18 protein-coding genes and 1 tRNA gene are annotated in these 19249 nt (G+C 68.0%); 11 read left to right on the top strand and 8 right to left on the bottom strand.

Going from position 1 to position 19249, the window contains the following annotated elements; translation table 11 throughout:
• Nucleotides 1-2 precede the first annotated feature (2 nt).
• On the bottom strand, nt 3-1709 hold the full coding sequence (locus ACN0TP_RS13885) for a fumarate hydratase (RefSeq protein ID WP_417219873.1): 1707 nt from the start codon (nt 1707-1709) through the stop codon (nt 3-5).
• A 131-nt stretch (nt 1710-1840) separates the two neighbouring features.
• On the opposite strand from ACN0TP_RS13885, the gene ACN0TP_RS13880 reads away from it, so the two are divergent.
• The 11 genes from ACN0TP_RS13880 to ACN0TP_RS13830 all read left to right on the top strand — a co-directional run bounded on the left by ACN0TP_RS13880 (nt 1841) and on the right by ACN0TP_RS13830 (nt 10810).
• On the top strand, nt 1841-2326 hold the full coding sequence (locus tag ACN0TP_RS13880) for an SseB family protein (RefSeq protein ID WP_417219872.1): 486 nt from the start codon (nt 1841-1843) through the stop codon (nt 2324-2326).
• A gap of 111 nt (nt 2327-2437) precedes the next feature.
• Entirely contained in the window at nt 2438-2920 is a 483-nt protein-coding gene (locus tag ACN0TP_RS13875) for a cation:proton antiporter regulatory subunit (protein WP_343901672.1), read from the top strand.
• Nucleotides 2921-2929: 9 nt separating this feature from the next.
• Complete coding sequence (locus ACN0TP_RS13870) at nt 2930-4123, top strand: cation:proton antiporter (protein WP_417219871.1); 1194 nt, start codon at nt 2930-2932, stop codon at nt 4121-4123.
• A 94-nt stretch (nt 4124-4217) separates the two neighbouring features.
• Nucleotides 4218-4288, top strand: a tRNA-Gly gene (locus ACN0TP_RS13865).
• Nucleotides 4289-4346: 58 nt separating this feature from the next.
• The gene (panD, locus tag ACN0TP_RS13860; RefSeq protein WP_417219869.1) at nt 4347-4778 is read left to right on the top strand and encodes an aspartate 1-decarboxylase; all 432 of its coding nucleotides are present in this window, start codon (nt 4347-4349) and stop codon (nt 4776-4778) included.
• A gap of 3 nt (nt 4779-4781) precedes the next feature.
• Nucleotides 4782-5711 (top strand): AEC family transporter, encoded by a 930-nt coding sequence (locus ACN0TP_RS13855; RefSeq protein WP_417219868.1) that lies wholly within the window; start codon nt 4782-4784, stop codon nt 5709-5711.
• 138 nt (nt 5712-5849) lie between these two features.
• On the top strand, nt 5850-6668 hold the full coding sequence (locus ACN0TP_RS13850) for an amino acid ABC transporter substrate-binding protein (RefSeq protein WP_417219866.1): 819 nt from the start codon (nt 5850-5852) through the stop codon (nt 6666-6668).
• 23 nt (nt 6669-6691) lie between these two features.
• On the top strand, nt 6692-7357 hold the full coding sequence (locus ACN0TP_RS13845) for an amino acid ABC transporter permease (RefSeq protein WP_417219864.1): 666 nt from the start codon (nt 6692-6694) through the stop codon (nt 7355-7357).
• The gene (locus ACN0TP_RS13840) at nt 7344-8108 is read left to right on the top strand and encodes an amino acid ABC transporter ATP-binding protein (protein ID WP_417219862.1); all 765 of its coding nucleotides are present in this window, start codon (nt 7344-7346) and stop codon (nt 8106-8108) included. Before ACN0TP_RS13845 ends, ACN0TP_RS13840 begins: the two co-directional genes overlap by 14 nt.
• Before the next feature lie 89 nt (nt 8109-8197).
• Nucleotides 8198-9754, top strand: a complete 1557-nt coding sequence (locus ACN0TP_RS13835; RefSeq protein WP_417219860.1) for a helicase HerA-like domain-containing protein — start codon at nt 8198-8200, stop codon at nt 9752-9754.
• 63 nt (nt 9755-9817) lie between these two features.
• On the top strand, nt 9818-10810 hold the full coding sequence (locus tag ACN0TP_RS13830) for a hypothetical protein (protein ID WP_417219858.1): 993 nt from the start codon (nt 9818-9820) through the stop codon (nt 10808-10810).
• A gap of 6 nt (nt 10811-10816) precedes the next feature.
• Here the strand turns inward: ACN0TP_RS13830 and ACN0TP_RS13825 are convergent, their stop codons facing one another.
• From ACN0TP_RS13825 to ACN0TP_RS13795, 7 genes are all read right to left on the bottom strand, one after another.
• Nucleotides 10817-12145 (bottom strand): MFS transporter, encoded by a 1329-nt coding sequence (locus ACN0TP_RS13825; RefSeq protein ID WP_417219857.1) that lies wholly within the window; start codon nt 12143-12145, stop codon nt 10817-10819.
• Nucleotides 12142-12579 carry a MarR family winged helix-turn-helix transcriptional regulator gene (locus tag ACN0TP_RS13820; RefSeq protein WP_417219856.1) on the bottom strand — a complete coding sequence of 146 codons (438 nt, stop codon included), beginning with the start codon at nt 12577-12579 and terminating at the stop codon, nt 12142-12144. Before ACN0TP_RS13820 ends, ACN0TP_RS13825 begins: the two co-directional genes overlap by 4 nt.
• A gap of 193 nt (nt 12580-12772) precedes the next feature.
• Nucleotides 12773-14728 (bottom strand): NHL domain-containing thioredoxin family protein, encoded by a 1956-nt coding sequence (locus tag ACN0TP_RS13815; protein ID WP_417219854.1) that lies wholly within the window; start codon nt 14726-14728, stop codon nt 12773-12775.
• Nucleotides 14729-14830: 102 nt separating this feature from the next.
• On the bottom strand, nt 14831-15637 hold the full coding sequence (locus ACN0TP_RS13810) for a hypothetical protein (protein WP_417219853.1): 807 nt from the start codon (nt 15635-15637) through the stop codon (nt 14831-14833).
• Nucleotides 15627-17780, bottom strand: coding sequence for a cytochrome c oxidase assembly protein (locus ACN0TP_RS13805; RefSeq protein WP_417219852.1), 2154 nt, complete (start codon nt 17778-17780; stop codon nt 15627-15629). The genes ACN0TP_RS13810 and ACN0TP_RS13805 overlap by 11 nt, the downstream gene beginning before the upstream one ends.
• Before the next feature lie 83 nt (nt 17781-17863).
• Entirely contained in the window at nt 17864-18562 is a 699-nt protein-coding gene (locus ACN0TP_RS13800; RefSeq protein WP_417219850.1) for a copper resistance CopC family protein, read from the bottom strand.
• 169 nt (nt 18563-18731) lie between these two features.
• Nucleotides 18732-19016: an HU family DNA-binding protein gene (locus tag ACN0TP_RS13795; RefSeq protein ID WP_343901657.1), complete on the bottom strand. Its 285-nt coding sequence runs from the start codon at nt 19014-19016 to the stop codon at nt 18732-18734.
• Between the last annotated feature and the right edge of the window lie 233 nt (nt 19017-19249).

Genomic DNA, 19249 nt, shown 5'->3' with positions numbered 1-19249 from the left:
GGCTACCGGGCGCGGACCGGGATGCCGGTGAACGTCGGCTTGAGCGTCTCGGCGAAGAAGTCGTTGCCCTTGTCGTCGACCACGATGAAGGCCGGGAAGTCCTCGACCTCGATCTTCCAGATGGCCTCCATGCCCAGTTCCTCGTATTCGAGGACCTCGACCTTGCGGATGCAGTCCTGGGCCAGGCGTGCCGCGGGTCCGCCGATGGAGCCCAGGTAGAAGCCACCGTGGCTGTTGCAGGCCTCGGTCACCTGGCGGGAGCGGTTTCCCTTGGCGAGCATGACCATCGACCCGCCGGCGGCCTGGAACTGGTCGACATAGGAGTCCATGCGCCCGGCAGTGGTGGGGCCGAAGGATCCGGAGGCCATGCCCTCGGGGGTCTTCGCCGGACCGGCATAGTAGACCGGGTGGTCCTTGAGGTACTGCGGCATCTCCTCGCCGGCGTCGAGCCGTTCACGGATCTTCGCATGGGCGATGTCGCGGGCGACCACCAGCGGTCCGGTCAGCGACAGGCGGGTCTTCACCGGGTGCTTGGACAGTTCCGCGAGGATCTCGTCCATGGGCCGGTTCAAGTCGATCCTGACCACCGAGGAGCCGCCGGTGCCGGTGACCCCGTCGGTCTCGTGGTCGTGGGCGGCGAGGGCCGGGTGTGACTCGTCGGGCATGAACCGGGCAGGGTCGGTTTCGAGCTGTTCGACGAAGACCCCGTCGGCGGTGATCTTCGCCAGCATCTGCCGGTCCGCCGAGCAGGACACGGCGATCGCGACCGGCAGCGAGGCACCGTGGCGGGGCAGGCGCACCACGCGCACGTCGTGGCAGAAGTACTTGCCACCGAACTGGGCGCCGATGCCGAAGTGGCGGGTCAACTCCAGCACCTTCTCCTCCAGCTCCACGTCGCGGAAGCCGCGTCCGGTCATCGCCCCGGTGGTCGGCAGGTTGTCCAGGTACTTCGCGGAACCGTACTTGGCGGTCTTCAGCGCGAATTCGGCACTGGTGCCGCCGATGACGATCGAGAGATGGTAGGGCGGGCAGGCGGCGGTACCCAGCGAGCGCAGCTTCTCGTCGAGGAACGCCAACATGGCGTTCTCGTTGAGGATCGCCTTGGTCTCCTGGTACAGGAACGACTTGTTCGCCGAGCCGCCGCCCTTGGCCATGAACAGGAACTTGTACTGCTCCTCATGTCCCGGCTCGGTGTCCGCGTAGAGCTCGATCTGGGCGGGCAGGTTGTTGCCCGTGGACTTCTCCTCCCACGTGGTCAGCGGTGCCAGCTGGGAGTAGCGCAGGTTCAATTGCGTGTAGGCATCGTAGATCCCCTGCGACAGGGCCTTCTCGTCGGGCCCCTGGGTCAGCACCTGCTGCCCGCGCTTGCCCATGACGATGGCCGTCCCCGTGTCCTGGCACATCGGCAGGATGCCGCCGGCGGCGATGTTGGCGTTCTTCAGCAGGTCCAGGGCCACGAACTTGTCGTTGGCGCTGGCCTCGGCGTCGTCGAGGATGTTGCGCAGCTGCTGCAGGTGGGCCGGACGGAGGTAGTGCGAGATGTCGTGCAAGGCGGTCCGCGCCAGGTGGGAGAGCGCCTCCGGATCCACTTCGAGGAACGTCCGTCCGCCGGGGCCCTCGACGGTGCGCACCCCTTCGGTGGCGATGCGGCGGTAGGTGGTCTCGTCCTGGCCGATCGGCAGCAGGTCCTCGTACTGGAACTCGGTCATGGGGCATCCTTGGCATCCGGTGGTTGTTTGCGCCCAGTCTAATTCGGGGCGCCACCGATCCCCGAACTGCCGCCGCTTCGTTGCGGCGGGGCGGGTTGCGCTTCGACTGCGGGCGTGATCGGCTGGAAGGCATGAGCGAAGAGCCAAACGAGACCCCGTCCGAAACCCCGGACCCCGACGAGCCGCAGACCCACCTGGAGACGGTGCTCCACGAGGGGCAGGCCGATGAGGCCATGGCAGGCCAGGTCATCGCGACCTTCCTGTCCGAGGAGGTCTTCTTCCTCAGCCGCGAACAGGTGACCGAGGAGACCGACAACGTCCAGCCGCTGCTGCTGCAGAACAAGGACGGCGAACCGGTGATCGCCCTGTTCACGCACGTGAACCGCATCCCGGAGACGTACATCGCCGAAGCCCCCTTCGCCGTGCGCGTGGTCGGGGCGGCTGTCATCGACAACCTCTCCGGCGCCGGCCTGGTGCTGAACCCCGGGCACCAGCTGGGCTTCGAGATCCCTGCCGACGGCGTCGAGGCCATCAAGCGCGATTTCGCCCCGGATGGTTCCCCGGCGGGAGGGGCCCCCTCCCCGACGGACGACGGCGGGACCCCCTCCGGCCTCTAGACGCCACCTCCGATCAGCACCAGTTGGGCGCCGCCGGGTTTCCGGCGGCGGCCTTTTGCTGGGCCCGGCCCAGGCGACGCCACCGCAGGGGCCGGGGTCTACGCTGGAGGCATGAATCTGGAAGAAACCCCCCTCCCCGGGATTGGCGTACGCCGGGACGTCATGCTGGCGACGGGTCGACGCGTCGGCGTCGTGGTCAAACGCGATGGCGGGATGGAGCTGATCATCTCCGAGCGCCAGGACCCCGACGCCTGCCAGGCGGCCATCCCGCTGACCAATGAGGAAGCGGCGGCGATCGGCGGGCTGCTCGGCGCCCCGCAGCTGGTGGCCGACCTGACGGCCGAGCACCGCGAGTTGCCCGGGGTGAACACCCAGCAGTTCGTGCTGAGCCAGGACAGCCCCTACGCGGACCGCACCCTGGGGGACACGCATCTGCGTACACGCACCCACGCGTCCATCGTCGCGGTCTCCCGCGCCGGGCAGGTCCACGCTTCGCCCCCGCCTTCCTTCGAGCTGGCCCCGGGTGACGTGGTCATCGTGGTGGGCACCTCGGAGGGCCTGGACAAGGCCGCCCACCTGCTCAATAACGGATAGGGCCCGCCCGTGGACCACACCACCCTCGTCCTGATCGAGCTCGGAGCCGTTTTCCTCGGCCTCGGGCTGCTCGGGCGTGTGGCGGCACGGATCGGCATGTCCCCGGTCCCGTTGTACCTGCTCGGGGGCCTGGTCTTCGGGCATGGCGGCATCATTCCGCTCTCCGGCATCGAGTCGTTCGGGGACATCGCCAGCGAACTCGGCGTGGTCCTGCTGCTGCTGATGCTCGGCCTCGAGTACACGGCCAAGGAACTGGTGACCGGACTGCGCCGGTCCTGGGTGGCGGGCCTGATCGACCTGGTCCTGAATTTCCTGCCGGGTGCTGCGTTGGCCCTCATCCTGGGGTGGGGGGTCATCGGGGCCCTGGTCCTGGGCGGTGTCACCTACATTTCCTCCTCGGGCATCTGCGCCAAGGTCCTCTCCGACCTGGGGCGGCTGGGCAACCGGGAAACCCCCGTCGTCTTGTCTATCCTGGTGTTGGAGGACCTGGTGATGGCCGTCTACCTGCCCATCCTCACCGCGGCGTTGGCCGGCGTGAGCTTCCTGGGCGGGTTGCGGGCCGTGGGCATCGCGCTCCTGGCGGTCACCGCCGTCCTGCTGCTGGCCTTGCGCTACGGCCCGCTGATCTCCCGGCTGATCCATTCCCCGGACCAGGAGAACTTCCTGCTCAAACTCATCGGTGCGGCCTTGCTGGTCGCCGGAGTCGCGGCTGCCCTGCAGGTGTCCGCGGCCGTGGGCGCGTTCCTGTTGGGCATCGCCATTTCCGGGTCCACCGCCCACTCGGCGGCCAAGGTCCTGGCGCCGCTGCGCGATCTGTTCGCCGCGATGTTCTTCGTGGTCTTCGGCATCAACACCGACCCGGCCACGATTCCCCCGGTGCTCGCACTGGCCCTTGGATTGGCGGCCCTGACCTCCGTGACCAAGGTGGTCACCGGCGCGTGGGCCGCCCGGCGCGCCGGCATCGGGGTGCCGGGCCGGATCCGCGCCGGCACGGTGCTGATCGCCCGCGGCGAGTTCTCCATCGTCATCGCCGGCCTGGCGGTGGCCGGGGGCGGCGCCTCACCGGAACTGGCGGCGCTGGCCACCACCTACGTCATGCTGCTGGCCGTCCTGGGACCCGTGGCCACCCGCATGGCCGAACCCCTGACCCGGGTCGTCTCGGGCCGGCTTCACCCCGCCCGGTCTCCTGCGGGAAGTGGCTGACGACGCCGGTGCCGCATGACCCAAGATGCATGTCACCGTCGCGTGGGATATGCTGAGATGCACCCGCGGGTACGAACGGACCGGCGGGTGTTTTGCGGGCGTAGCTCAATGGTAGAGCGCCAGCTTCCCAAGCTGGACACGCGGGTTCGATTCCCGTCGCCCGCTCTCTTTGTCTCCGGGAACACCCTCCCCGGCGCCGGGCGACGCGTAGACTAGGTTTGCCATGAAACGCACAATGTTCAAGTCAAAGATCCATCGCGCCACCGTGACGCATGCCGATCTGCACTACGTCGGCTCCGTGACCGTGGACCTCGACCTGCTCGAGGCATCCGACATCCTGCCCGGGGAACTGGTCAGCATCGTCGACGTCACCAACGGCGCACGGCTCGAGACGTATACGATCGCCGGGGACCGCGGCAGCGGCGTCCTGGGCATCAATGGTGCCGCGGCACACCTGGTCCACCCCGGAGACACAGTCATCCTCATCAGCTATGCCGAGATGGAGACCGCCGAGGCGCGCAGCTACGTCCCGCGGGTTGTCCACGTGGACGCGGACAACGCGATGACCGCCCTCGGTTCAGACCCCTCCGAGTCCCTCTCAACCGGCGACGTGCGCCCACCGCACGCGATCGCCGGGACACCCGCGGACTTCTAGGACGTGCTCGGGGTCCTCTCCGGTTTCTCCGTTGTCTGGGCCGTCATCATCGTCGGTTATTTCGTCGGCCGCACCGGCGTCCTCGGTGCCGACGCGCGCTACGTCCTGAACCGCCTGACATTCTTCGTCGCCAGTCCGGCACTGCTCTTCATCACCGTGGCGGACTCCGACCCGGCGGCCGTGCTCGGACCCAGCCTCGGGGTAGCAGCCATCAGCGCGGCCGGCGTCGCCCTCCTCTACTTCGCCATCACCGGCTGGTGGCTCCGGCGCGACCGTCCCGAGCGCCTGGTCGGTGCGATGAGCGCCTCCACGGTGAACTCGGCAAATCTCGGCCTGCCCATTGCCGCCTATGTCCTGGGCAACACCTCCCACGCGGCCCCGGTGATCCTTTTCCAACTGGCCTTGTGGAGCCCCATTTTCCTGGTCTTCCTGGATGCCAGCAGCTCAGGACGGCGAACGACCCCCACGGCCATGGTGCTCACCACCTTGCGCAACCCGATGATCGTCGCGTCCCTGGTGGGCCTGCTCTTCGCCGTGTTCGGTTGGAAGCTGCCCCAACCCATCCTGGAGCCCATCGAACTGATCGCCGGGGCCTCGATCCCCGCCATGCTGATCGCTTTCGGGATCTCCCTGGTCGGGTCCACACCCCTGGAAAAGATTTCCGCCCGCCGGTCCGACGTGCTGGTCGGAACCGGCCTGAAACTCCTGGTCCACCCGGTCCTGGCCTGGCTGGCCGGCTCGCTGATCTTCCGGTTGGAGGGCGCGGATCTGTTTGCCGTGGTGATCATGGGGGCCCTGCCGTCGGCCCAGAACGTCTTCGTCACCGCCTCACGCTACGAACAGGGCCTGGTCGTCGCCAAGGACACGGTCCTGCTGACCACCATCGCCGCAGTCCCCGCCATGATGCTCGTTCCGATCATCCTCCACGGCTGACCGTCACCCGCCGTCGCACTTCGGAATAATCGGAAGGCGTCCAGCGCTGGGACTGCTAGCGTTCCATGACCCCCGGTAACCACCGGGCGCCCCGCCGATCCCGGACCACCGTCCGCCCGCACCGAAGGACCTTGCCCCATGAACCGACGTCTCCTGCCGCTGGCCGCCGCCACCCTCGCCCTGGGCATTGCCGTGTCAGGCTGCTCCTCATCACCGGAACCGGGAACCGCTTCGTCGAAGGCTGCCGATGGCCTGACCCTGCAGGAGGTCAAGGATGCCGGAGTTCTCACCGTGGGTACGGAGGGCACCTACAAGCCCTTCTCGTACCACGAGGGCGGTGCCGGGGAACTGACCGGCTACGACGTCGAGGTCGTCACCGCTGTCGCCGACAAGCTCGGCGTCAAGCCCGAATTCAAGGAGACCCAGTGGGATGCGATCTTCGCCGGGCTCGAGTCGGGACGGTTCGATGTCATCGCCAACCAGGTGACCATGGATGCGCAGCGGAAGAAGACCTACGATTTCTCCACCCCCTACACGATCAGCAAGGGTGTCATCGTCACCAAGGCCGACAACAACGACATCACCTCCTTCGCTGACCTGGAGGGCAAGACCACCGCCCAGTCGTTGACGAGCAACTGGAAGTCGCTGGCGGAGAAGTCCGGCGCGAAGGTCCAGGGAGTGGAAGGGTGGGCCCAATCCGTCACCCTGCTCAAGCAGGGACGGGTGGACGCGACCATCAACGACCAGCTGACCTACCTGGACTACCAGAAGTCCACCCCGGACCAGGGGATCAAGATCGCCGCCGAAACGAAGGACACGTCTGAGGCCGCGCTGGCCTTCCCGAAGGGCAGCGACGATCTGGTCAAGGCCGTCGACGGCGCCCTGGCGGAACTGCAGAAGGACGGGACGCTGGCCAAGATCTCGGAGAAGTACTTCGGCGAAGACGTCTCGAAGTAGGGGACGGGACCTAGGCTGAGCCCATGAATGTCGACTGGTCGCTGTTCCTCGACTCGCTCTGGCCGATCGCCCGCGGCGGTCTGCTGGGAACCATCCCCCTGGCCTTGGCCAGCTTCGCGGTGGGTCTGGTCATCGCGCTGCTGGTCGCCCTGATGCGCATCGGCTCCAATCGCGTGCTGGCGTGGATCGCCCGGGCCTACATCTCCGTCATCCGCGGCACTCCCCTGCTGGTGCAGCTGTTCGTCATCTTCTACGGGCTGCCCTCCATCGGGGTGACCCTGAACCCGTGGCCGAGCGCGATCATCGCGTTCTCGCTCAACGTCGGCGGGTACGCCGCCGAGGTCATCCGCGCGGCCATCCTCTCGGTGCCCCGCGGCCAGTGGGAGGCCGGCTACACGATCGGCATGTCACGGGCCAGGACGCTGCGCCGGCTCATCCTGCCGCAGGCCGCACGGGTCTCGGTCCCCCCGCTGTCGAACACGTTCATCTCGCTGGTGAAGGACTCCTCGCTGGCCTCGCTGATCCTGGTGACCGAGCTGTTCCGCCAGGCGCAGGAGGTCGCCGCCTTCAGCCAGCAGTTCATGGTGATCTACCTGGAGGCCGCGCTGGTCTACTGGGTGATCTGCCTGGTGCTCTCCGCCGGGCAGTCCCGTGTCGAGGAAAGGCTGGACCGTTATGTCGCCCACTGAACCGCTGCTGCAGGTCTCCGGGCTGCAGAAGTCCTTCGGCTCCAACCACGTGTTGACCTCGATCGACCTGTCCGTGGAGGCCGGCGGCGTGCTGGCACTGATCGGCCCGTCGGGCTCCGGGAAGACCACCGTGCTGCGTTGCCTGAATGGGCTGGAGAGACCCGATGCCGGGACGGTCGCGTTCGCCGGCGGCCCGGCGGTGCAGTTCTCCGCCACCACCAGCACCAGGGAAACCCAGTCGCTGCGCACGCGCAGCGCCATGGTCTTCCAGAACTACAACCTCTTCCCGCACAAGACGGTGCTGGAAAACGTCATCGAGGGGCCCGTCCAGGTCCAACGCCGCCCCAAGGCCGAGGCCACCGCCGCGGCGACCTCCCTGCTCGAACGGGTCGGCCTCTCCGACAAGGCCGAACAGTATCCGCACGAACTGTCCGGCGGCCAGCAGCAGCGGGTGGGCATCGTCCGTGCGCTGGCGCTCAAACCCTCGCTGCTGCTCTTCGACGAACCGACCTCGGCGTTGGACCCGGAACTGGTCGGTGACGTGCTCACGGTCATCAAGGAGCTGGCCCAGGAGGGCTGGACGATGGTCCTGGTCACCCACGAACTCGCCTTCGCCCGCGAGGTCGCAGACCATGTGGTCTTCATGGATGGCGGCGTCGTCGTCGAGCAGGGCCCTCCGGACACCGTGCTGCGCGCGCCCCGCGAGGAGCGGACCCGGCAGTTCGTGCACCGCCTGCTCAACCCGTTCTGAGCGGCCACCGCCTCCCGTCGGGACGCGGGGCAGCGCGCCCATCCAGGAAATCCAGTGCGATGGGCTCATTGTCCGCATAGGCTGTGCCCATGGCGAAGAACACACCGGAACAGCAAGTCGAGAAGATCAGCAGCGGCTACACCTTCGAAGGCGGGGCGATCACGTTGGGCGCCGCCCTGGTCGATGGCGAGGTCCACCCCGAGGCACAGGTCAGGCTGCCCTTGAGGATGATGAACCGCCATGGCCTGGTCGCCGGGGCGACCGGCACCGGCAAGACCATCACCTTGCAGGTCATGGCCGAACAGCTCTCCAACGCCGGGGTCCCGGTCTTCCTGGCCGACGTGAAGGGCGATCTCACGGGCCTCTCCACGCCCGGTGCCAGCAGCGAGAAGCTGCTCGCCCGGACCCAGTCGGTGGGCATGGAGTGGAAGGCCGCCTCGTTCCCCGTCGACTACTACAGCCTGGGTGGCAGCGGCGAGGGCATCCCGGTGCGTGCCACCGTTTCCTCCTTCGGCCCCGTGCTGCTGGCGCGCATCATGGAGTTGAACGAGACGCAGGAATCCAGCTTGCTGCTGGTCTTCCACTATGCGGACCAGCAGGACCTGGAGCTCTACGACCTGAAGGACCTCCGGGCCGTCATCCAGCATCTGACCTCCGACGAGGGCAAGGCCGACCTGGCCGAACTCGGTGGACTGTCCTCGGCCACCGCCGGGGTCCTGCTGCGTGAACTGGTCGCCCTCGAAGCCAAGGGCATGGAGAAGTTCTTCGGCGAACCGGAGTTCGACACCACGAAGCTGCTCCGGATCGCCGACGACGGCCGCGGGGTGCTCTCCTGCCTGGAGCTGCCGTCGCTGCTGCAGCAGCCGCTGGTCTTCTCCACCTTCCTCATCTGGTTGCTCGCCGATCTGTTCGAGGAGCTGCCGGAAGTCGGCGACGCCGACAAGCCCAAGCTCGTTTTCTTCCTCGATGAGGCCCACCTGCTCTTCAACGACGCCTCCAAGGCGTTCATGGACTCGATCACCAACACGGTGCGCCTGATCCGTTCCAAGGGCGTCGGGGTCTTCTTCATCACCCAGACCCCGAAGGACGTCCCCGGTGAGATCCTCGGCCAGCTGGCCAACCGTGTCCAGCATGCCCTGCGCGCGTTCACCCCGGACGATGCCAAGGCACTGAAGGCCACGGTCTCCACCTTCCCGACCAGCGACTATGACCTCAACGAGGCACTGACCCAGGCCGGAACCGGAGAGGCGGTCGTCGTCGTCATGAACGAGAAGGGAGCGCCCACCCCGGTCGCCTGGACCCGGATGTGGAGCCCCACCTCGAACATGGGGGCCTCACCCGCCGAAACGGTCAAGCAGGTCGCCGACGCTTCCCCGCTGATGCAGGAGTATGGCACGGCAGTGGACCGGGAGTCCGCCTTCGAGGTCCTCGCCGCCCGCACGACGGCCCGCGATACCGCCGCCTCCCCGGTCGCGGGGTCCGGCACCGCCGACACGGGACCGGCACCGCAGGAACGCCGGCCGTCTGCGAGCCGGCCTCCGGCCAAACAGGACAATCCCGTCATGGAGTTCGCCATGCAGGCTGCCGGGCTTCTGGGCAAGGAACTCATGCGCGGGATGTTCGGCACCCGTCGCCGCCGCCGTTAGGCCACAGGAATGCCGCCGTCCCCGTTTCCCGGGGACGGCGGCATTCCCGGTAACGTGTAACAGGTGAAAAACGCTTCCTCGCCCATCCGTGTCCTGGCCCTCTGGCTGGCCGTTCTGATGGTCCTCGCCATCGCAGCCGTCGTGACCATCACGCTGGTGAACCAGAAGGTCTTCGGGCCCGAACGGCAGGTCAGCACCTACTTCGGCCTGCTCCAGGATGGCGAGGGGGAACAGGCCCTGGGCCTGCTGGACCCGGCGGCACCCAAGGGCAACGCCCTGCTGCTCGACGGCAAGGCCCTGCAGTCCGCCGTCGAACCGATCGAGGACTTCACGGTGCAGGACGCCCGCGAGGTCACCGACGGCAAGGTCGAGGTCACCACCACCTACCAGGTCGGCGGCCAGGAGCACTCCACCGTGTTCCATCTGACGCGGACGGGACGGGACTGGCTCTTCTTCGACCGGTGGGCCTTTGCGGCCACCGACCTCCCGCAGATCACGGTCACCGCAGACACCACCAACGAGGTGCAGGTCAACGGCGAGGCGGCACCTCTGGCGAAGGGCGCCGCCCGGCTGCCGGTCTTCCTGCCCGCAGTGGTCGATGCCAGCTACCGGGACAAGTACTTCCAGGGTGCCAAGCGCCAACTCGTCGTCGACTCCGCCTCCACCGCCGGAACCGACGGCCTGGCACTGACGACAAAACCCACCCGGAAGCTGGTGCAGGATGTCGATGCCGAGCTGCACAAATACCTGGACGGCTGCGCCCGGCAACAGGTCCTCAAGCCCGCCGGCTGCCCCCTGAGCTACGACACCGAGGCCAGGGTCTCCTCCGACACCATCCATTGGAAGATCACCAGGTACCCCACGGTGGAGATCGGCCCCTACGACGGCGGCTGGGTGCTGCGGCCGTTGGAGGTCGGAACGTCGCTGAACCTGGTGGAACAGGACCTGATGACCGGGGTCAAGACCGAGAACACCGTCGAGCATGACTTCGGCTTCACGGCCAAGCTGGACATCTCGGGGGAATCCGTCACCGTGACCCCCGTCGTCGGCGAATAACGCCGGCTACTCCCCGCGACGGGTCGGAGTCGGTCGGCCTTCCCCTGCCTCGGTGTCGACGGAAGGGCCGGGGTCTTCTTCGTCGACCACGACGATGGACGGCTGCCCCTCCCCGGTGGCGAAGACCGGCTGGTTCAGGTGTCCGCGGCGGACGAATTGCAACGCCCAGAGACCGGCGGCCAGCGCGATGATGCCGCCGGCTGCAATGGACCAGCGGGCCCCGAACTCCGTACCGAGCCACCCCACCAGTGGGGCGCCGATGGGCGTGCCGCCTTGGATGACCATCATGTAGATCGCCAGCACGCGTCCGCGGAACCGCGGCTCGACGGAGAGCTGGATGGAGGTGTTGCAACTGTTCAGAAAGGTCAGCGAGGCCAGGCCCACCGGTACCAGGGCCAGTGCGTAGAGCCAGAACGTGGGCATCACGGAGGCTCCGACGCTGAAGACGCCGAACAGGATCGCGCCGCCAATCAGGTAGCGCAACCGGAACCTGCCTCGGCGTGCGGCCAGCAGTGCACCTCCCAGGGTCCCGACCGCCATCACGGATCCCAGCAATCCGTACTCGCCCGGGCCGACGCCGTAGGCCTGGGTGGCCATCATGGCGTTGGTGATCTGGAAGTTCAGCCCGAAGGTACCAATCAGGGCGGTCAGGACCAGGATCATGACCAGGTCCGGTCGGCCCTTGATGTAGTGCATGCCCTCGCGGATCTGGTGCTTGGCCCGCACCGCCGGCTTGGGCGTGTACAGCAGCTCGGGCTTCATCTTCCAGATCGAGACCAGCACGGCGGCGAAGCTCGCGGCGTTGATCAGGAACGCGGGAGCGGTTCCCAGCCAGGCGATGACCAGGCCGGCCACACCGGGGCCGGCCAGGCGGGCCAGATTGAAGGACGCGCTGTTCAGCGCCACGGCGTTGGGCACGTCGTCCGGCCCGACGACCTCCGAGACGAAGGCCTGGCGGGCGGGCGCATCGAAGGCGCTGGCCAGGCCCAGGACGAAGGCCAGGGTGTAGACGTGCCAGAGTTCCGCGGTATCGGTGAGCACCAGCAGGCCCAGGACCAGGGCGCAGAGTCCCATGATCGTCTGGGTGACGAGCAGCAGCTTGCGCTTGTTGTACCGGTCCGCGACCAACCCGGCGTAGGGGCCCAGGAAAAGGATCGGCAGGAACTGCAACCCGGTGGTGATGCCGGTGGCCGTGCCCGAGTTGTGGGTCAGTACGGTCAGGACCAGCCAGTCCTGGGCCACGCGCTGCATCCAGGTCCCGATGTTGGACACCAGGGCACCCGAGACCCAGAGCCGGTAGTTGGGCACGGAGAGGGCCTTGAACATCTGGCTCATCGGGCGTTCATCTCCGTCAGCAGTTCGGCGGCCCGGCGCAGGGTGGCACGGTCGCCCTCGTCGAGGTCGGCCACGTGTCGGGAGAGCCAGGCGGTGCGCTGGTTGCGCACCAGGTCCACGACGTCCCGACCGGGATCCGTGAGCCCGATCAGCACCTGCCGCTTGTCATCGGGGTGGGCCATGCGTTCGACGTAGCCGGCCTCTTCCAGTGCCTTGGCGATCCTGGTCATCGACGGGGCCTGGACGCGTTCGCGGGCGGCCAGCTGGCCCAGGGTCCGTGGTTCGTGCCAGAGGGCCACCAGGACGGAATACTGCCCGGCGGTGACCACGCCTCCCCCGACTTCCACGCGCAGCCGCCGTGAAACACGCATGATGGCCACACGTAGCCTGGCGGCGAGGTCATCGTCGAAATCCTGGGTTTCCTGCGGGGGCACGGCACTCCTGGGCTCACATCCGTGTCGGCGCTCGTTCGTCGCCGCGCGGACAATTAGTTGCTTAGCGCTGCTAACTATACTCACGCTGTCGCTTCCGCGCCATGGTCCGGATCACCTGCCGCGCTGGTGCATGAAACATGGGACGGAGGAACGCCCCAGGGGGCATCCCTCCGTCCCACCGGACCCGGCCGGCTTAGTCCAGGCCGCGCAGGTCCAAGGTCAGCCCCGTGTCGGCGCCGGGCTCCAGGGAAACCGGGATGCCCCAGTCCTGCTGGTAGAGGTGGCAGGCTGCATGGTCGGGGATCTCCCCACCGGGTTCGCCGTCACAGGCAGCGGCGCGTGCCGTGATGTGCAGGACGCCGTCGGCCACCTCCGGGTTCAGTTCCAGCGTGCGCTTCAGGCCGGTGGACGTTCCGCCTCCTGCCAGGATCAGTTCCTCGGGCGAGGAGGAGATCTTCAATTGGGTCGGATCTCCCCAGCGCTCGTCGAGCTTCTGTCCCTTCGGGGCCGCAAAACGCACGGTGATCTGGTGTTCACCTGGTGCCACGGGGGTCTTGGGCCGTTGCGTCTGGGCAGCGCCCTCGTCGACGGTGAGTGCTTCCTTCGGCAACGGCAGCCGGACCAGTCGATGCTGGTTCGTCTCGACCACCAGCAGGACCGGATCTCCGTCCAGTGATGTGTCGAGCAGGACATCGGAGGGTTCGGCCAGGTCCCGGGCCAGCGTGGACACGACGCCGGTGGCCGGATCGTAGCGGCGTACCGCCCCGTTGTAGGTGTCGGCAACAGCCACGGAGCCGTCGGGCAGGACGGTGACACCCAGCGGGTGCTGCAGGCGCGCCTGCCCGGCCCCACCGTCGCGGAAGCCGAAGTCGAAGAGCCCGGTGCCGACAGCGGTCTCCACGGCGGCCACCGATCCCGTGTCGTCCAAGCGCAGCACGCGAAGGGCCGACGTTTCGGAGTCGGCGACCCAGATGTTGCCTGCCGCGTCATCGGCCAGGGCGGAGGACTGCGCAAACCAGGACTGGCCCGGGGCACCGTCCTGCAGGCCCTCGAGGCCGGTGCCGGCGAAGACGTCCAACGCGCCGGTGACCGGGTCGAACGCAAAGACCTGGTGGGTGCCGGCCATGGCGATGATGACCCGGGAGGAGGCGGCGGACCACAGCACGTCCCAGGGTGAGGAGAGCGAGGTCTCCAACGGGTCCGCCCCCAGGTCGGAAACCCAGGCGTCGGGATCGTTGGCGGCATCCCCTGCAGCACGGGCCGTCTCGGCGTCGAGGAGGCGCTGGACGCCGTTCCCGGCCACGGTGACCACGTTCCCCGTGGCCAGCTCGAGTCCGCGCAGCCGGTGGTTGACGGTGTCGGCGACGATGACGTCGTAACCGACCGCTGCCGCGACGTCGGCGGGTAGCTGCGCCAGTCCCTGGGGTTCGTTGAAGGCCGCCGTCTCGGCGGTGCCGTCGGCATGGCCGCGCTCCCCCGAGCCGATCGTGCGGATGACGGTGGACAGGTCCGTGTCCAGGTGCACCAGCCGGTGGTGGCCGGAATCGCCGACCAAGAAGGTGCCGTCGGCCAGGGCCAGGACCTTCCCGGGGAAGCGCAGGTCGCCTTCGCGGGCCGGCGGGGCAACGTAGGGGCCGTCGCCGCGGTTCAGGGTGCCCTTGGCCTCGTGTTCGGCCACCAGCTCGTCGACGAGTGACTCGAGTCCGGCGGCATGTCCCTCACCGGAGAGGTGCGCCGCGACGTAGCCTTCGGGATCCACGACCACCAGGGTGGGCCAGGCGCGGGCGGAGTAGGCCTGCCAGGTCTCCAGCTCCGGGTCGTCCAGCACGGGGTGGGCGATCTCGTAGCGTTCCACGGCGGCGGCGAGCGCCACCGGATCTGCCTCGTGCTCGAACTTCGGGGAGTGGACGCCGACGATGACCAGCAGGTCCGAATACTTCTCCTCCAGCGGGCGCAGCTCATCGAGCACATGCAGGCAGTTAATGCAGCAAAAAGTCCAGAAATCCAAGATCACGATCTTGCCGCGCAGGTCCGACAGGCCGAGCTGCCTGCCTCCGGTATTCAGCCAGTTGCGGCCCACCAGGTCGGATGCCCGCACCCGGTAGGCGGCGCGGACCGAATCGGCGGTGGCGGTGGAATCTGCACTCATGAATGGGCTCCCAGTGGTTGTCGGCTGACGTAAGGGCTTCAACCCCATTATGGCCGGGAATGTTCCCTTCCCCGGATCCGGATGACGGCTTGCGACGCCGGATCAGGCCAACTCGTCCAGGGTCGCGTCGAGGATGCCCCCGGCCATGCTGGAGAATTTCGCATTCTCGAGCCCGCTGGTCCCGATGAAGGAGACCATGGCCACGTAGCCGTCGCGCTCCCCGATGAGGACCAGGGCCTGCTGCCGCAGGTCGCTGCCCTTCCCGGCCCGGCTCCACAGCAGTGCCGACGTGGCGGTGGCCGTCACCTGGGCCGGCGGAGCGGTGCTGCGCAGCGGAACCTCGGTGCCGGAGATCGAGAGGGTCACGTCCGAGCAGTCCCCGAGCATCTGCTTCACGGTGGCGTAGTGGGCCTTCAGGGCGGTCCCATCGGTGACGCGGGCCACTTCCACCGAACCGGTGGCGTCCACTCCGTCGGCGGCGAAGTCGGTGCGGGCGGAGTCCTCGCCGAGGCTCGCCGGCGACCAGTTCAGTTCGCGGACGGCGGTCCGGCAGGACTGCGGTGCAACGGTGGCGCCTTCCAGCGTGTCCTGCGGTGCGGCGCGCAGGGCCTTCAGATCCGCGGCGGTGGCGACGGCGGTGAGCGTGAAGTTGTAGGAGGCGGCCCGCTCGATGCCCGCGGCAACGGCGTCTGCCGCCGGCCCGGCGGGTGCCGAGACCGACGCGGGGGCGCTGGAGGAGCCCCCGTGCGGGTCGGACGCGGGCGCCTCCCCGGCCCCCGAGGAGCAGCTGGTCACGGCGATGATGATGGCGATGATGATGACGGCCAGGGCCAGCCACCGGGCGATGGCCAACGCCGTCTTCTGGGCCTTCACACCCGGCGGTGGGGTCCTGTTCGGCTTATCGGCCACCGCGATCGATCCTCCGGTCAGCATCCTTCAGCTGGGCGAACATCGCGTTGTAGGCCTCCAGCTCGGCCTCGTTGTCGCGATCTGCCTGGCGGTCGCTGCGCGCGGCTTCCCGCCGGTCGGCCTTGTTCCACGTCATCATCACGCCCAGGGCCAACAACAGCGTCGGCACCTCGCCGATGCCCCACATGGCGCCTGCGCCGGCCCGCTGGTCCTCCAGCGGTATGGCACCCCAGTCGCGGCCCATGTTCCCGAACCAGGAGGCCTGGATCAGCGAGTTGCTGCCCATCAGGGACACCCCGTAGAAGGCGTGGAAGCTCATCGTGGCCAGCAGCAGCACCAACCGGATCGGGTACGCTGCCCGGCGGGGCAGCGGATCCCCATCGATCATGTTCAACGCGAAGATGTAGCCGGTGAGCAGGAAGTGCAGGTTCATCAGTTCGTGGCCCGTGTGCTCGGCCATCGCGAAGTAGAACAGGTCGGTGGCGTAGAACAGCACGATCGACCCGGCGAAGTTGATGCCGGCGAAAATCGGGTGGGTCACCAGTTGCGAGAACTTCGAGTGGATGCCCGCCAACAGCCACTCGCGGGCCCCCCGGGTCCCATCGGTCCGCGACGGCAGCGCCTTCAGCGCCAGGGTCATGGGAGTGCCGAGCACCAGGAAGAAGGGCGCCACCATCGTCAGGGCCATGTGCCCGACCATGTGCATGGAGAAGAGCACCACGCCATAGACGGCAGGTGCACCGGAGGTGATGTAGAACAGCGCCGCGAGGCCGACGAACCAGGACACGGTCCGCAGCACCGACCAGCTGTCGCCCCGTTGGCGCAGCGTGTGCCGGCCCTTCAGGTAGGCGAAGGCCAGGAAGATGATGATGGCCAGCCAGAGCCAGTCGATCCGCCAGACCGTCAGCCAGCTCGAGGGCACCAGTTCAGGCGGCAGGTCGTATCCGGTGAGGATGCGTGCCGGGGTGGCTTCCGGCGGCAGTTCCTCGGGCACCGGGGGCGCCGTGCGGGCCAGGGCGGTCGCCACCGCCATGGTGGAGGCCATGATGATGGTCTCGCCGGCAACGATGCGCCAGGCGGTTCCCGCGGCGCTCGTCGCGCCGGAGAGCAGCCGGGGGATGGCCCAGCGCCGGTGTGCCAGCCCCAGGGCGCCCAGGGCCAGGGTGAGGACTGCCTTGACCATGACCAGCACGCCGTAGCCGCTGAGCATTTGCGACCAGTGGTCCATCCGCACCCAGGCGCTGACCACCCCGGAGGCGAAGACCAGGAAGAACGCCAGGGTGGCCAGGGTGGAGAAGCGCTGCAGCACGACGCCGGCCAGCACCGGGCGCGTGGAGCGGTACTTTCCGGGCGCTGCCGCACCAAGCAACGGGGCAACACAGGCCAACACGGCGATGCCGCCGACCCAGATGCAGATGCCGAAGAGGTGGAGCAGGATGGCGTTGGTCGCACCCCAGTGGTCGTCGCCGCCGGCGGCGTGGCCGATGAGCGAGAGCGGCAGGATGCCGACGAGCGAGAACACCGCGCCGAGGCCGACGCCAACCGGTGAGCGGACGACGAACGCCAGCGAGCTGACGACGGCGGCGATGACGACCATCCACGACCAGGCCTGCCCCAGGGAGATGTTGAGGATGTAGTCCTTCATGGAGTCGGTGTAGGCCGAATCCGCAGAGAGCGGCAGGCCGGCGACGTCGGAGAACGTCAGGACGAGCACGGCCACGGCGGCGAGGGTCCAGACGATCGCGGCCCCGGCGGCGACGTTCATGGCGCGGGCGAAGGCCGGATGCTGGTCGCCGCCGTCGGTTCCCGGGGTTCCCTTGCGGGCCCGGTGTGGTTTGGTCGAGCGCGGCAGGACGGTGGCCGCAAAGACCAGCGCGCCAATGGTCACCGCCATGGCGGTGTGGTGGATCAGGGTGGCGACCGGCAACGACCAGCGCGTGAACGCCCCGGGATCGGCCAACTCGGTACCCTGCGCGGCTCCGGAGAATTCGAGGGCGACCGCCAGGACCAGCAAGCTGATCGGAATGGCCGGGAGCAGCAGGATCTGCCAGAGCCGTGCGGGCTTGCGCCCACCGGAGGGGGAGCCAGGTGCTGGAGGGGTCGAGGAAGCCGTGCCCCGACCCGGCAAAACGCTATGGCTCACTGCTTCAACCCTGCTTCCATGCCTTCCATTCTCTCACCCCGGCCGCGCCGTGGGCTGCCCCGGTGTCCTGGCTCACCGGCCTGTCATCGACCCGGGCCGCCCTGCCGGCGGGCCTTGGCCAGCACGATGGCCGCGGCGGCCACCACGGCCACGGCGAGGATGATCCAGACGACCGCCGCCGGAAGCCCACCAGAGGAGTCCCCCTGCGTGGAATCGGGGGCCGCGGCCGGCGTCGGGGACTGGTTCCCGGATGTTGCCGCGGGGGCAGTGCTCGTCGCGGCGGGTGTTGCCGGCGAGGACATCGCGGGAGCCGGCGGGGCCGAGGGGTCGGGTGCGACGGTGAAGGCGACGGCCTGCTGGTTGGCCTTCGTGCCTTCGATGGGGTGCCCATCGCTGGAGACCACTCGCCACGTCAGGGTGTAGTCGCCGGCCGGCAGGGGCTGGCCGAAGTCCACGCTCATCGCCGCACCGCTGATGGTGGTGGTGGCCTCGAATTTTGTGCCATCCGCGTCGCTGAGGCTGACCTGGTTGCCGATGCGCTTGAGGTCGCCGCTGAAGTTCAGTTCCATGGACTCCAGCCCGCCCTCGACGCTGGCACCGTTCTTGGGCGTGGACCCGATGAGTGCATCATGCGCGGAGGCCGAGGGCGCGAACACCAGCGCGACGGTGGCCATCAGGGCGGCGGCCGCGGAGACCAGGAGGGCACGGATACCCGTTCCGGGGCCGGCGTGCGGAACCGCTGGGACGCGGTCCGCGTACGGGGCGGTGGCAGTGGGGTTCATGCTTGTCCTTTGGTACCGGGGATGCCCCGGGCGGGCCCGGGGCGAATACCATAAATTCTACGCCACGTAGAACAAATGGTGGTAGCCGCGGGACCCCCGGCCGCCGACATGGAACGAGGGCCCGTTCCGCCGGATGGCGGAACGGGCCCTCGGATCCACGAAGGGGGATCTACTTCTTGGAGACGGCGGCCTTCAGCTTCGAGCCGGCGGTCAGCTTGACGGAGTGGCCGGCCGGGATCTGGATGGTTTCGCCGGTCTGCGGGTTGCGGCCGGTGCGGGCAGCGCGGTCGGTGCGCTCGACGGCGAGCCAACCCGGGATCGACACCTTTTCGCCCTTGGAGACCTGCTCCACGAACGTCTCGAACACCGAATCCAGCACGGCGTTCACGGCGACCTGGGAGTTGCCGGTCTTCTCGGCGACGACTGCAACGAGTTCACTACGGTTCAAAGCCAATGTATTTCCTCCTGGACTGTTACGTGCCCGTCCACGAATGGCCGGGTTGCCCTGCGGTTGCGGGGACTACTGAGAAGGAAACTACCAGTCCTCACCGACAGACACGCCCAGTTTCGGGGCGTTTGGCTCGAATTTTTTGGATTTTCCCCGGAATTTGGCGGTTTTTTGGTCGCAGGAGCCACTTTCGGGACCATCGACCGCCGGTCATAAGATATGAGAATGATTCTTATTAA

This window comes from Arthrobacter sp., from assembly GCF_048266065.1.
Lineage (GTDB): Bacteria > Actinomycetota > Actinomycetes > Actinomycetales > Micrococcaceae > Arthrobacter_H.
The sequence above is the reverse complement of the archived record's forward strand: the minus strand, read 5'-3'. Positions and strand labels throughout refer to the sequence as shown.